The organism is Micromonospora sp. NBRC 107095, assembly GCF_030269705.1.
GTDB classification, from domain to species: domain Bacteria; phylum Actinomycetota; class Actinomycetes; order Mycobacteriales; family Micromonosporaceae; genus Micromonospora; species Micromonospora parva.
Window position 1 is genome coordinate 281544 of the sequence record NZ_BSTU01000002.1, and the last position, 14052, is coordinate 295595.

Annotated in this window: 12 protein-coding genes; 9 read left to right on the top strand and 3 right to left on the bottom strand. The window is 71.6% G+C overall.

From position 1 onward, the window contains the following. Positions 1–56: 56 nt before the first annotated feature. The 4 genes from QSK15_RS13590 to QSK15_RS13605 all read left to right on the top strand — a co-directional run bounded on the left by QSK15_RS13590 (position 57) and on the right by QSK15_RS13605 (position 7565). Complete coding sequence (locus tag QSK15_RS13590) at positions 57–3845, top strand: multifunctional oxoglutarate decarboxylase/oxoglutarate dehydrogenase thiamine pyrophosphate-binding subunit/dihydrolipoyllysine-residue succinyltransferase subunit (protein ID WP_285794579.1); 3789 nt, start codon at positions 57–59, stop codon at positions 3843–3845. A 141-nt stretch (positions 3846–3986) separates the two neighbouring features. Beyond that, a complete protein-coding gene (locus QSK15_RS13595; RefSeq protein WP_110561692.1) occupies positions 3987–4172 on the top strand; it encodes a DUF6104 family protein in 186 nt (61 codons plus the stop codon). A gap of 211 nt (positions 4173–4383) precedes the next feature. Next, positions 4384–6453, top strand: a complete 2070-nt coding sequence (gene pta, locus QSK15_RS13600) for a phosphate acetyltransferase (protein WP_285794580.1) — start codon at positions 4384–4386, stop codon at positions 6451–6453. Then, the gene (locus QSK15_RS13605) at positions 6450–7565 is read left to right on the top strand and encodes an acetate/propionate family kinase (RefSeq protein WP_285794581.1); all 1116 of its coding nucleotides are present in this window, start codon (positions 6450–6452) and stop codon (positions 7563–7565) included. Before pta ends, QSK15_RS13605 begins: the two co-directional genes overlap by 4 nt. A 3-nt stretch (positions 7566–7568) precedes the next feature. Here the strand turns inward: QSK15_RS13605 and QSK15_RS13610 are convergent, their stop codons facing one another. Beyond that, the gene (locus tag QSK15_RS13610) at positions 7569–7736 is read right to left on the bottom strand and encodes a hypothetical protein (protein WP_285794582.1); all 168 of its coding nucleotides are present in this window, start codon (positions 7734–7736) and stop codon (positions 7569–7571) included. A 164-nt stretch (positions 7737–7900) separates the two neighbouring features. Between QSK15_RS13610 and QSK15_RS13615 the strand changes: the two genes are divergently transcribed. The 5 genes from QSK15_RS13615 to QSK15_RS13635 all read left to right on the top strand — a co-directional run bounded on the left by QSK15_RS13615 (position 7901) and on the right by QSK15_RS13635 (position 11510). Beyond that, positions 7901–8794: an alpha/beta hydrolase family protein gene (locus tag QSK15_RS13615; protein ID WP_502889614.1), complete on the top strand. Its 894-nt coding sequence runs from the start codon at positions 7901–7903 to the stop codon at positions 8792–8794. Positions 8795–9009: 215 nt separating this feature from the next. Continuing rightward, positions 9010–9453, top strand: coding sequence for a hypothetical protein (locus tag QSK15_RS13620; protein ID WP_285794584.1), 444 nt, complete (start codon positions 9010–9012; stop codon positions 9451–9453). A 293-nt stretch (positions 9454–9746) separates the two neighbouring features. Further along, positions 9747–10292: a nucleotidyltransferase domain-containing protein gene (locus tag QSK15_RS13625; RefSeq protein WP_285794585.1), complete on the top strand. Its 546-nt coding sequence runs from the start codon at positions 9747–9749 to the stop codon at positions 10290–10292. Next, complete coding sequence (locus QSK15_RS13630; RefSeq protein ID WP_285794586.1) at positions 10289–10468, top strand: hypothetical protein; 180 nt, start codon at positions 10289–10291, stop codon at positions 10466–10468. Before QSK15_RS13625 ends, QSK15_RS13630 begins: the two co-directional genes overlap by 4 nt. Positions 10469–10544: 76 nt before the next feature. Further along, positions 10545–11510, top strand: coding sequence for an alpha/beta hydrolase family protein (locus tag QSK15_RS13635; protein WP_285794587.1), 966 nt, complete (start codon positions 10545–10547; stop codon positions 11508–11510). A gap of 156 nt (positions 11511–11666) precedes the next feature. On the opposite strand, the gene QSK15_RS13640 is transcribed toward QSK15_RS13635, so the two are convergent. Continuing rightward, positions 11667–12629 carry a zinc-binding dehydrogenase gene (locus QSK15_RS13640; RefSeq protein WP_285794588.1) on the bottom strand — a complete coding sequence of 321 codons (963 nt, stop codon included), beginning with the start codon at positions 12627–12629 and terminating at the stop codon, positions 11667–11669. Between the two features lie 131 nt (positions 12630–12760). After that, the gene (locus tag QSK15_RS13645) at positions 12761–13939 is read right to left on the bottom strand and encodes an NAD(P)-dependent malic enzyme (RefSeq protein WP_285794589.1); all 1179 of its coding nucleotides are present in this window, start codon (positions 13937–13939) and stop codon (positions 12761–12763) included. Positions 13940–14052 lie beyond the last annotated feature (113 nt).

Genomic DNA, 14052 nt, shown 5'->3' on the forward strand with positions numbered 1-14052 from the left:
GCGACAGGACACACCGCGTGCCACACAAACCCGCGTGAAAGAGGCGATTACCGGCCGTGTCGACCCAGCAGACTTCGCAGGAGAACCCACTGGCGGGTTTCGGCCCGAATGAGTGGATCGTCGAGGAGATGTACCAGCGTTACCTCGCCGACCCATCGAGCGTCGATTCGGCCTGGCACGACTTCTTCGCCGACTACCGGCCGGCACCAGGTGCGGGCACCCCGGGCGGTGCCGAATCGTCGGACAAGCCGGCCGCAGCCCCCGAGCCGGACGGTCAGCCCGAGGCCGCCGTCACCGTCGCCCAGCCGAGCGCCCCGGCCAAGCCGGCGACCGCGAGCAAGCCGGCTGCGCCGAGCAAGCCGGCCGCCGCCCAGCCGGCATCGACCAAGCCCGCCGCGCCGGCCGCGCCCAAGGCCGCCCCGGCGAAGGCGGCACCAGAGAAGGCAGCCCCGGCCAAGCCGGCCGCGAAGGCCACCGAGCCGAGCGCCGACGGCCCGCAGACCACCCCGTTGCGGGGCGTCGCCGCGAAGATCGTCCAGAACATGGACGCCTCGCTGAGCGTGCCCACCGCGACCAGCGTGCGCGCGGTTCCGGCCAAGCTGCTCGTGGACAACCGCATCGTGATCAACAACCACCTCGCCCGGGGGCGGGGTGGCAAGGTCAGCTTCACCCACCTCGTCGGTTACGCGATGGTGCGCGCGCTGGTCCAGCACCCGGAGATGAACAACTCCTTCGCCGAGGCCAACGGCAAGCCGGCGGTGGTCCGCCCGGCACACGTCAACCTCGGCATCGCGATCGACCTGGCCAAGCCGGACGGCAGCCGCAACCTGGTGGTCCCCTCCATCAAGGGCTGCGAGCAGATGGACTTCCGGCAGTTCTGGCAGGCGTACGAGGACGTGGTCCGCCGGGCCCGGCGCAACGAGCTGACCATGGAGGACTACTCCGGCACCACGATCTCGCTGACCAACCCGGGCGGCATCGGCACCGTGCACTCGATGCCGCGGCTCATGCAGGGGCAGAGCGCGATCATCGGTGTCGGCGCGATGGAGTACCCGGCCCCCTACCAGGGGATGTCCGAGGCCACCCTGGCCGAGCTGGCGGTCAGCAAGATCATCACGCTGACCAGCACGTACGACCACCGGATCATCCAGGGCGCGCAGTCCGGCGAGTTCCTCAAGGTGATGCACGAGCTGATCCTGGGCGAGCACGACTTCTACGACGAGATCTTCACCTCGCTGCGCATCCCGTACGAGCCGGTGCGGTGGATGCGCGACGTGGCGGTCAACTCCGAGGGTCAGATCAACAAGACCGCCCGGGTGCACGAGCTGATCCACGCGTACCGGGTGCGCGGTCACCTGATGGCTGACACCGACCCGCTGGAATTCAAGATCCGCAAGCACCCCGACCTGGACGTCCTCCAGCACGGGCTCACCCTGTGGGACCTGGACCGCGAGTTCCCGGTCAACGGCTTCGCCGGTCGGCAGCGGATGAAGCTGCGCGAGATCCTCGGCGTGCTGCGCGACTCGTACTGCCGCCGGGTCGGCATTGAGTACATGCACATCCAGGACCCGGAGGAGCGCCGCTGGGTCCAGGAACGGATCGAGCGCAAGTACGAGAAGCCGTCCGCCGACGAGCAGAAGCACGTGCTCAACCGGCTCAACGCCGCCGAGGCGTTCGAGACCTTCCTGCAGACGAAGTACGTCGGCCAGAAGCGCTTCTCGCTGGAGGGCGGCGAGTCGCTGATCCCGCTGCTCGGTGAGGTGCTGGAGTCGTCCGCCGAGAGCGGGCTGGACGAGGTCGTCATCGGCATGGCCCACCGGGGTCGGCTCAACGTGCTGGCCAACATCGTCGGCAAGCCGTACGAGAAGATCTTTTCCGAGTTCGAGGGCCACCTGGACCCGCGCTCGACGCAGGGCTCCGGCGACGTGAAGTACCACCTGGGTCAGAACGGCAAGTTCACCACCCCCGACGGCGAGCACGCGGTCAAGGTGTCGGTGGTGGCCAACCCGTCGCACCTGGAGGCCGTCGACCCGGTGCTGGAGGGCATCGTCCGGGCCAAGCAGGACCGGATAGACCTCAAGCTGGAGGGCTACACCGTGCTGCCGCTGGCGGTGCACGGTGACGCCGCCTTCGCCGGGCAGGGCGTGGTGGCCGAGACGCTGAACCTGTCGCAGCTGCGCGGCTACCGCACCGGCGGCACCGTGCACGTGGTGGTCAACAACCAGGTCGGCTTCACCACCGCCCCGGAGTACAGCCGGTCCAGCCTCTACAGCACCGACGTGGCCCGGATGATCCAGGCGCCGATCTTCCACGTCAACGGCGACGACCCGGAGGCCGTGGTCCGGGTGGCCCGGCTGGCGTTCGAGTACCGGCAGACGTTCAACAAGGACGTCGTGATCGACATGGTCTGCTACCGCCGGCGCGGGCACAACGAGGGCGACGACCCGTCGATGTCCAACCCGCAGATGTACAAGATCATTGACTCGAAGCGCTCGGTCCGCAAGCTCTACACCGAGGAGCTGATCGGTCGCGGCGACATCACCGTGGAGGACGCGGAGGAACTGCTGCGCGACTACCAGGCGCAGCTGGAGAAGGTCTTCAAGGCCACCCGGGACGCCGCCTCGGCACCGCGCCAACTCAACCGGCCGCGCCGCGAGGAGGAGCCGGAGCCGCAGGTCGACACCGCCACCGACGCGTCAGTGGTCAAGGCCATCGGCCAGGCGCACATCAACCTGCCGGAGGGCTTCACCCCGCACAAGCGGATCCAGCAGCTGCTGGACCGGCGGGCCAAGATGTCCGTCGAGGGCAACATCGACTGGGGCTTCGGCGAGATCATCGCGCTCGGGGCGCTGCTGCACGACGGGGTCACCGTCCGGCTCGCCGGGCAGGACTCGCGTCGCGGCACGTTCGTCCAGCGGCACGCCTCGGTGGTCGACTCCCGCACCGGCGACGACTACCTGCCGTTGAAGTCGCTCACCGGCGACGGCGACCGCTCCCGGTTCTTCGTGCACGACTCGCTGCTCAGCGAGTACGCGGCGATGGGCTTCGAGTACGGCTACTCGGTGGAGAACATCAACGCCCTCGTCGCCTGGGAGGCCCAGTTCGGCGACTTCGTCAACGGCGCCCAGTCGGTGATCGACGAGTTCATCTCGTCCGGTGAGGTGAAGTGGGGTCAGCGTTCCGCCATCACCCTGCTGCTGCCGCATGGCCACGAGGGTCAGGGCCCGGACCACACCTCCGGCCGGCCGGAGCGGTTCCTGCAGATGTGCGCCGAGGACAACATGCGGGTGTCCATCCCGACCACCCCGGCGAACTACTTCCACCTGCTGCGCCGCCAGGCCCTGTCGCCCAAGCGCAAGCCGTTGGTGGTGTTCACGCCGAAGTCGCTGCTGCGGCACAAGCTCTGCGTCTCGCCGGTGGAGGACTTCACCACCGGCACCTTCCAGCCGGTGCTGCGCGACACGGCCGCCCCGGCGCCGGAGGCGGTGAAGCGGGTGCTGCTCTGCTCCGGCAAGGTCTACTACGACCTGTTCCAGGCCCGGCAGGAGCGCGGCGTCACCGACACCGCCATCATCCGGCTCGAGCAGCTGTACCCGCTGCCGGTGGAGGAGATCCGGGCCGCCCTGGCGCAGTTCCCGAACGCGGAGGACTTCGCCTGGGTGCAGGAGGAGCCGGCCAACCAGGGCGCCTGGTCGTTCGTCGCGCTCAACCTGCTGGAGCACCTCACCGACGTTCGGCTGCGGCGGATCTCCCGCCCGGCCGCAGCCGCCCCGGCGGTCGGCTCGGCCAAGACCCACGAGGTCGAGCAGAACGCGCTGATCGAGGCGGCACTCCCGCGCCCGTGACCTGACCTGAGCACGGCAGCCGGGGCAGGGCCGTTTCACCACGGTCCTGCCCCGGCTCTCGTAGGTCCCCCGGTCGATCACCCACCCACCGGCCTACCCCACCCGCCCGGCCCGAGCCGGGCCGAGCACGAGGATGTACCCATGTACTTCACCGACCGTGGCATCGAGGAACTGGTCGAGCGCCGGGGCGAGGAGCAGGTGACCCTGGAGTGGCTCGGCGAGCGTCTGCGCGACTTCGTCGACCTCAACCCCGACTTCGAAACCCCCATCGAACGCCTCGCCACCTACCTGGCCCGCCTCGACGACCCCGACGACGACGACGCCTAACCCCCACCCCCACCCCACCCCCACCCCACCCCCGCGCCCCCCGCGCGTTGATCATGAAGTTAGCCGCGCGTGTCGTCGGCGTGTCGGGCGTTAACTTCATGATCACCGGGCGAGGGCGGGGGCGGGCGAGGGCGGGGGGCCGGGCCAGGGGGGCTGGGGGCAGGGTCGGAGGGCCCGGGTGGCGGGGTTCGCGATCTTCTAGGGTGGGGCTGTGGCCCGAAGTGTGTATCTGACTAGCGTGGGGTCCGGCGGGGGCAAGTCGACGATCGCCCTTGGGTTGGCGGAGTTGCTGTCCCGCCAGGTGGGGCGGATCGGCGTGTTCCGGCCGCTGGTCGCCGACACCGGGCAGGATCCGATCCTCGCCCTGCTCAGCGAGCGGTACCGGGTCGAGGTGCCGCTGGCCGAGCTGGCCGGGGCGAGCTACGCCGAGGCTGCCGCGCTGGTCGCGGACGGCCGACGGGAGCAGCTGATCTCCGCGATCGTCGAGCGCTACCGGGCGGTGGAACGGCAGTGCCCGGCGGTGGTCGTGGTGGGCAGCGACTTCGACGACCCGGGCGACCCGGCCCGCCCCCGCGAGCTGGCCTTCAACGCCCGGCTGGCCACCGAGTTCGGCAGCGTGGTGGTGCCCGTGGTGGACGGCTTCGGGCAGGAGCCGGCGGCCGTGGCAGCGGCGATGCGAGGGGCGTACCACGATCTGGCCGACCTGGGCGCGACAGTGCTCGCGGTGATCGCCAACCGGGTGTCCGAGCCGATGACGCTGCCCGACCTGCCGGTGCCCGCGTACGCCATCCCGGAGGTGCCGAGCGTGTCGGCGCCGACGGTGGCCGAGGTGGCGGCGGCGCTCGGCGCCACCCTGCTGGCCGGGGACGACGCCGCGCTCGGTCGCGACGTGCTGGATTTCGTGGTCGGCGCGGCGCATGTGCCGACCCTGCTGGGCCACCTCACCGAGGGCGCCCTGGTGATCACCCCCGGGGACCGGGCCGACCTGCTCGTCGCCGCGAGCGCCGCACACGTGGCCGGGCAGGTGTCGGTGGCTGGGCTGGTGCTCACCCTCGGCGAGCAACCCGACCCCCGGGTCATGCGACTGGTGGAGGGGCTCAACACCGGGCTGGCGGTGCTCTCCGTGCGCAGCGACAGCTACGACACGGTGGCCGCGTCCAGCCGCATCGAGGGCCGGCCCAGCGCGGCCAATCCCCGCAAGGTGGAGGCCGCGCTCGGCGCGTTCGAACGCTGCGTCGACACCGACGACCTGGCCCGCCGGCTGCGGGTCAGCCGGTCGGCGCGGGTCACCCCGCTGATGTTCGAGAACGAGCTGATCGACCGGGCCCGTTCGAAGCCCCGCCACCTGGTGTTGCCGGAGGGCACCGACGAGCGGATCCTGCGCGCGGCGGAGATCCTGCTACGCCGCGGAGTGGCCGAGCTGACGCTGCTCGGCAGGCCGGACGACATCGCCCGGCGCACCCGCGAGCTGGGCATCGACCTCGGCGACGCGCACCTGGTCGACCCGGTCACCAGCGGGTGGCGCGACGACTTCGCCGCCGAGTACGCCGGGCTGCGCGCCCACCGGGGCGTCACCGCCGAGTTGGCGCACGACATCGTGGCGCAGCCCAACTACTTCGGCACGCTGATGGTGGCGACCGGCCGAGCCGACGGCATGGTCTCCGGCGCGACGCACACCACCGCCGCGACCATCCGGCCCGCGTTCGAGATCATCCGTACGCTGCCGGACGTCTCGGTCGCGTCCAGCGTCTTCTTCATGCTGCTCGCCGACCGGGTGCTGGTCTACGGCGACTGCGCGGTCAACCGCGACCCGGACGCGGCCCAGCTCGCCGACATCGCGATCTCGTCGGCGGACACCGCCGCCCGGTTCGGCATCGAACCCCGGGTGGCCATGCTGTCGTACTCCACCGGCAGCTCCGGTGCCGGCGCGGACGTGGAGAAGGTCGCCGCGGCCACCGCGCTGGTCCGGGAGCGGCGGCCAGACCTGCTGGTCGAGGGGCCCATCCAGTACGACGCGGCGATCGACCCGGCGGTGGCGGCGACGAAGCTGCCGGGCAGCCCGGTCGCCGGCCACGCCACGGTCTTCATCTTCCCGGACCTGAACACCGGCAACAACACGTACAAGGCGGTGCAACGTTCCGCCGGGGCGGTCGCCGTCGGCCCGGTCATGCAGGGCCTACGCCGACCGGTGAACGACCTGTCCCGGGGCGCGGGAGTGCCGGACATCGTCAACACGGTGGCGATCACCGCCATCCAGGCGGCCACCGAGGAGGCGTCGTGAGTCAGGTGCTGGTGCTCAACTGCGGGTCGTCGTCGGTGAAGTGGCGCCGCTACGACGGTGACCGGGCACTCGACCACGGCACCGTCGAGCGGATCGGTGAGCCCGGCGGCGGCCCGAAGGACCACACCGAGGCGGTCAAGCAGATCCTGGACGGGTTGGACCTGACCGGGTTGGCGGCGGTCGGGCACCGGGTGGTGCACGGCGGCCGGAAGTTCAGCGCGCCGGTGCTGATCGACGACGCGGTGCTGGCCGCGATCCGCGAGCTGATCCCGCTCGCCCCCCTGCACAACCCGGTCAACCTGGCGGGCATCGAGGTCGCCCGCGCGGCGCTGCCGGACGTCCCGCAGGTCGCCGTCTTCGACACCGCGTTCCACCACACCCTGCCGGAGGCCGGCGCGACGTACGCGATCGACCGGGACACCGCCGAGCGGTACGGCATCCGCCGGTACGGCTTCCACGGCACCTCACACGCGTACGTGTCCCGCCGCACGGCGGAACTGCTGGGCCGGCCGTACGAGCAGGTCAACACGATCACCCTGCACCTGGGCAACGGGGCCAGCGCGTGCGCGGTCGAGAACGGTCGCAGCGTCGCCACCTCGATGGGCATGTCCCCCCTCGAAGGGCTGGTGATGGGCACCCGCAGCGGCGACATCGACCCCACCGTGATCTTCCACCTGCGCCGGGAGGGCGGGCTGTCGGTGGACGACATCGACGACCTGCTCAACCACCGCAGCGGCCTGCTCGGGCTGACGGGCGTCAACGACATGCGCGAGGTGCTTGAACGCCGGGCGGCCGGTGACCGGGCGGCGGCGCTGGCCTTCGAGGTGTACTGCCGGCGCATCACCGGCTACGTCGGGGCGTACTACGCGCTGCTCGGCCGGGTCGACGCGATCACCTTCACCGCCGGGGTCGGCGAGCACGCCGCGCCGGTGCGGGCCGCCGCGCTGGCCGGCCTGGGCCGGCTCGGCATCAGCGTGGACGACGCCCGCAACGACGGTGACGGCGACCGGGTGATCTCACCGGATGGCGCCGAGGTGAGCGTCTGCGTCATCAGCACCGACGAGGAGCGGGAGATCGCCCGGCAGACTCGGGACCTGGTGGGGAAGCTCTAGGGGCTAGGCGAGCCAGACGGCCAAGGCCACCAACAGCACCACGACCACCGCCGCGCCGACGATGAGCGGCAGCCGGGACGGCGCGTCGGCCGGGACGGTGGCCTCCGGCGTCTGGGTGAAGGCACGGAACGCCTCGGTGTTGCCGCTGGGGTCGGTGTAGTTCTCAGCCATGCCGGTGACCCTAGCGAAGCCGTACCCGATGCACCGCCCCCCACCTCCGCGATCCCATCGGTCGAACCGCCCGGCGGAGGCGACTCGACCAGGTGGGGGGGCAGAGGCAGGCCGGACGGCGGGGCCGCCGCGCAGGTCCCGACGCCTACGGTGAGAGCGTGGGCGTGGGGGCGGGGCGGCTGGTCGCCGTACTGGTGACAGCGTTGCTGGCGGGGTGCGCGCCGGTCTCCGCCGTGGCCGGCGGGTCGACCGGTTCACCGGCCGCGCGCCGAGCGCCCGAGGGGTCGTACACCGTCGGCGTGCGTACGCTCACCCTCGATCCGCGCTCGGCGCGCCCCCTGCCGGTGACCATCTGGTACCCGCTGGACGCGGACCGGGTGGCCGCCGGGCGGTTCCCGGTGGTCGTCTACGGCCACGGGCTGCACAGCCGGCCCGAGCTGCACGCCGGGTTGATCACCCGTTGGGCGGCCGCCGGTTTCGTGGTGGCCGCGCCGGCGTACCCGCACACCCGCGCGGACGCCGCGCACTTCACCCGAGCCGACGTCCGCAACCAGCCCGCCGACGGTTGGCGGGTGATCCGGCACCTGGGCCGGCTCGACCGCGACCCGGGCGACCCGCTCGCCGGCCACCTGGATCTCACGGCGGTCGCCGCCGCCGGTCACTCGGCGGGCGGCTTCACCACCTCCGGCATGTTCACCGAGGGTCATCCGAGCCAGCTGCGCGCGGGCATCGTGATCGCCGGCGGCGGCCTGCCCGGTAGCTTCGCCGGGCCGACCGCCCCGGTGCTGTTCGTGCACGGCACGGCCGATCCGGTGGTGCCGGTGACGGTCGGCCGGGCGGCGTACGCGCGCACCCGGGGTCCGGCGGCCTTCCTCAGCGTCGTCGGTCAGGGGCACGGCGAGTACCTCACGCCGGACCGCCCCGGGTTCGCGCCGGTGTTGGCCACGACGACCGACTTCCTGCGCTGGACCCTGTACGGCGACGGCGCGGCCGGCGCGCGCCTCCCCCTCGACGCCCGCACGGCGCTGACCCGCTACGAGTCACGGGCGGCCCGCTGAGGAACCCGAGCGGCGCGAGGTTGCGCGAGCCGTCGGCCACGCTGAGGCTGGCGTCTCGACCTCGACCAGGGCGCCATTTCGACGCCCCCACCGCGCACGCTAATGGTGTTAGCGTGCAGGCCTCACTGCGAGCCAGAATGAACGGGGGCCACGTGAAACCTGTCCGTGCCACTGCGAACCCACACGCCCGACGCCCATTGATACGCCTCTTAGCGATGGCAATGGCGACCCTGCTGGCGATTGTCGGCATGCCACAGGCAGCCTCCGCCTCCCCTGGATGGCAGCAATACACCGCGACGTCGAAGTGGCACTGCGGCGACTACTACGTGGTCGACCAGATTGCCGTCTTCCAGGCATGCGTCGTCGTGAACGGAAATGCTACACAGGCGGTCATCACCGTCCGCAACAACACCTCCACGACGATCCAGATCGGCCTACCGTCCTTCAACCTCTACGGAGCCGGAAGTTCGGTGTACATGGAGCACTGCAACGACAGCTGGCTGAGCCCAGGCGCCAACGCCGCCTGCTTCGGTGCCACCGTGAGCCGGGCCTGCGGCACCTACGTGCAGGCCCGGGGAACTGTGTACGCCCGTTATCCGGAAGGACGCTGGGGCTACATTAGCAACGCCTGGTCCGTATCCACCAAGATGTGCACCTGACGTCAATATAGAGTGCCGGCTGGTCGCTGCGTTCGAACGCGTTTCATCGGAGGCGCTTCAACGCAGCGTCCAGCCGTTCCTCACGGCGTGATTACCACTGCAATGATGATGCGCGGCAGCACTTCGGCAGCCGCCGCGAAGGCGCGAAACGAGCAACCTTCGACGCGCTCCCGGCCCGCGCGAATCCGTCCGCCGAGCCATTCCGGCCGAGGTTGATCCGGTTAACCGATTCGCAAGTCCACCGCATACGCGCACGGGCAGACCTGCCAGCACACCGCCGGTACGGTGGCCCGATGGACGATCTCGCGCAGCGCCAGTTGGCGAGCATCGCCGAGCTGGTCGAGGTGTCCGCGTCGGCTGGTATCGCGGTGTGGCTGCGCGGTGGCTGGGCGATGGACTTCCATCTCGGCGCGGTAACCCGCCCGCACGTCGACGTCGACTGGTACTGCTGGAGCGAGGACGCACAGCGGCTGGCCGCGCTGCTGCTGGCCCGGGGTTGGCGTCCCGACCCGAGGATGCCGCCGGAGCTACAGCTCGACCTGTTCGCGGGTGACGTGGAGGTCAGCGTCGCGTACCTGGGCCGGGACGACAGCGGTCGGCCGACTGTGGGCACCGGCCCCTGGGCGGGCACCCCTCTGCCGGTCGGGATGCTGGACGCGCCGCCGGGCCGGATCGGTTCGTTGGCCGTGCCGACGATCTCGGTGGCGGCCCAGATCGAGTTCAAGCAGATGTACCCGGTGTGGATGCCGGAGCGTCCCCGCCGTCCGAAGGACGCGGACGACCTGGCTCGACTGCGCGCTGGGCCTCGTCGAGCAGGCCCTCGTACAACCCGACCTTGAAACCGATCAGGTCCAGGCACTGCGTCACCCTCACCCTGGACGACGCGACCCTCGACCGGATCGACGAGATCGTGCCACCCGGAACCAACCGGTACGAGCCCAACGACGCCTTCCCCCCGCGCTCCCTGACCGAACCAGCGCGGCGGCGTCCACTCTCCGAACGCGCTGCGGCCTGAGACGACCGGCACCAGCGTGGCCGTGGCACGCCGGACCGCGCCGGAGTCACCGGCCCGGCAGGGCACAATTACCTTCATGTCGCGTCGTGTCACCCCCGCGCTGCTGGCCAGCGCCCTGCTCCTGGCCGGTCTGGTCGGCTGCTCCACGGACGCCCCGAAGAAGCAGACCGCGCCGGCCGCCGTCGAGCCGCCGCCGGCCGCCACGCCGACACCGCAGGTACCCGCCGGGTCCGCGCCCGAGAATGCCTTCGGCGTCGGCGTACGCCAGCTCAAGCTGAACCGGGACGGCCGTGCGCTGCCGACGACGCTCTGGTACCCGGCGGCCGGGCAGTCCGGCGGCGCGGCCAAGCGGTCGGCGACCGCGGCGGAAGGCCGGTTCCCGGTGGTCATGTTCAGTCACGGCCTGGGTGGGCGGCCGGACGACTACGCCACGCTACTGACCCGCTGGGCGGCGGCCGGTTTCGTGGTGGCCGCGCCGGCGTTCCCGCACACCTCCCGGGGCGCTGACAACAACGTCCTCGACGTGCTCAACCAGCCCGCCGACGTGTCGTACGCGTTGGATCAGGTGTTGGCGTTGGACGGCAAGGCCGGCGACGCGTTGCGCGGCCGGTTGGACGGCGAGCGGGTGGCCGCCGCCGGGCACTCGGCGGGCGGGGTGACCACCATCGGCCTGTTCACCGCGAGCCGGGACGAACGGCTGGACGCGGGGGTGGTGTTCGCCGGCACGGCGCTCGGGGTGGGCACCGCGTTCGCCGGTGCCGCCGCCCCGCAGTTGTTCGTGCACGGTGAGCTGGACGAGGTGGTCGAGTACGCGGCCGGCAAGGCCGCCTACGACAAGGTGCCCTGGCCGAAGGCGATGCTGAGCCTGCCGAAGGGGGACCACGGGCGGGCGCTGCTCAGCGACGGCGCGACGCTGCGGGTCGTCTCGGACACCTCGGTCGAGTTCCTGCGCTGGTCGCTCTACGGCGACCCGGACGCCAAGAAGCGCATCTCCACCGACGCGACGCGCGGCGACATCGCCACCTTCGACGACCACCTCTGACCCCGCACCCCGCACCCCGCACCCGGATCCGCGCCCAAGATCTGCGCAACATCGGGGATGTTGCTGCCTCGGCACGCCGGGATGCAGCAGTTTCCCCGATGTTGCGCGGATCTTGGGGCCGCGGGGCGCGCGGCGCGCGGGGCGAGCGCGGCGGCGTTAGGCCTCGTGGTCGATGACGACCTTGCCGAAGGCGTCGCCGGAGTGCAGTCGGGCGAAGGCCTCCTCGACCCGGCTGAACGGGATGACGCAGTCGACAACCGGGCGCACCTCGTTGTCGGAGCAGAACGCCAGCAGCTCGTACAGCTCACCGGGCGTGCCCATCGAGGTGCCCAGGATCTCCAGCTGCATGGCGAAGACCCGGCGCAGGTTGACCGACGGCTCGTGCCCGGCGGTCGCGCCGGAGACCACGATCCGGGCCATCGGCGCGGCCGACTTCAGCGAGTGGTCGAAGGTGGCCGCGCCGACCGTCTCGATCACCACGTCGACCCGCTCCGGCAGCCGGGCGCCGGGCTCCACGGCGGTGGCGCCGAGGGCGGAGATCCGGTCGCGCTTCACGGCGTCGCGGCTGGTCGCGTACACCCGCTTGCCCATCGCGACGGCGAGCGCGACGGCCGCGGTGGCCACCCCACCGCCCGCGCCCTGGACCAGCACGCTGTCGGCGTCCGCGACGCGGCCCTTGGTGGTCAGCATCCGCCACGCGGTCAGCCAGGCCGTGGGCAGGCACGCCGCGTCGGTCGCCGCCATGCCGTCGGGCAGCGGGATCAGATTCGACCGGGGTACGACCACCCGCTCGGCGAGCGTCCCGGCGAAGTGCTCGGAGAGGATGGAGACCCCGCGCGGGTCACCCGGGGTGACGACCACCGGGTAGACGACCACCGGGTGCCCCTCGGGGTCCACCCCGACCGCGTCGCAGCCGAGGATCATCGGCAGCTGGGCCTCGGTGAGCCCCACCCCGCGCAGCGACCAGAGGTCGTGGTGGTTGAGCGAGGTGGCCCGCAACTGCACGGTCACCCAGTCGTCCGCCGGAGGGGTCGGCTCGGGCCGCTCGCCGACGGTGAGCGCGGCGAGCGGGTCGGCGTCGTCGAAACGGGAGGCAAAGGCAGCACGCATGATCGGCACGGTAACAAGCTGAGCGCTCGTTAAGAAGACGTGCGCGTAGGCCAGCGGCCCAAGCTGCGCCGCAGCGCCCCCGGCCCAAACGTGCGCACAAGCCGGCGGCGCGAGCTGCGCCCCCGGCCGACGCGTGCGTCCTAGCGGCGGGCGACGCCGTCGCGGCGGGCGGCTTCGGCGACCGCCTCGGCCACGGCCGGCGCGACGCGCGGATCGAGCGGGGACGGCACGATCGCGTCGGCGGTCAGCGACTCGGCCACCACACCGGCGATGGCGTCCGCGGCGGCGACCTTCATCGCCTCGGTGATCCTGGTGGCACCGGCGTCCAGCGCACCGCGGAACACCCCAGGGAAGGCCAGCACGTTGTTGATCTGGTTGGGGTAGTCACTGCGCCCGGTGGCGACCACGGCGACGTGCCGGGCGGCCACTTCGGGGTGCACCTCGGGGGTGGGGTTCGCCAGCGCGAACACGATTCCGCCGGGCGCCATCTGAGCCACCGCCGCCTCGGGGATCTGCCCGCCGGAGACCCCAACCAGCACGTCCGCGTCGCGCAGCGCCTCGGTGATGTCGCCGTGCCGGCCGTCGGCGTTGGTGCTCGCCGCCAACTCGGCCTTGGTGCCGGTCAGCTCGCTGCGGTGCCGGCCGATGATTCCCTTGGAGTCACAGACCACCACCTGGTCGGGGTTGACGCCCCCGGCGATCAGCATCTTCGTCACCGCCACGCCGGCCGCGCCCGCGCCGCTCACCGCCACCCGCAGGTCACCCAGCTTACGATCGAGCAACGTCGCGGCGTTGCGCAGCGCGGCGAGCACCACGATCGCCGTGCCGTGCTGGTCGTCGTGGAAGACCGGGATGTCCAACGCCTCGTCGAGTCGGCGCTCGATCTCGAAGCAGCGCGGGGCGCTGATGTCCTCCAGGTTGATCCCACCGAACGAGGGTGCCAACGCCCGCACCACCGCCACGATCTCGTCCACGTCCTGGGTGTCCAGGCACACCGGCACCGCGTCCACGCCGCCGAACTGCTTGAACAGCACGGCCTTGCCCTCCATCACCGGCAGCGCGGCCCGGGGGCCGATGTTGCCCAGCCCGAGCACCGCCGAGCCGTCGGTGACCACCGCGACCGTGTGCGACACCCAGGTGTAGTCGTCCACCAGGGCGGGGTCGGCGGCGATCGCCTCACACACCCGGGCCACCCCCGGGGTGTACGCCAGGGAGAGGTCCTCCCGGCTGGTGAGCGGCACGGTCGAGGTGACGGCCATCTTGCCGCCCCGGTGCAGTTGGAAGACGGGATCAGCGGGGTCCACGGTGGACGAAGACATGGTGGTGACTCCAGGATCTGTCGAGCAGATGTGAGGCGGCCTGCCCCGCCGCGAGGTGGGCGGCGGGCGGTGGCACGCGGTGCGGGGGGTCACCCGGGCACTTTCCGAGCATA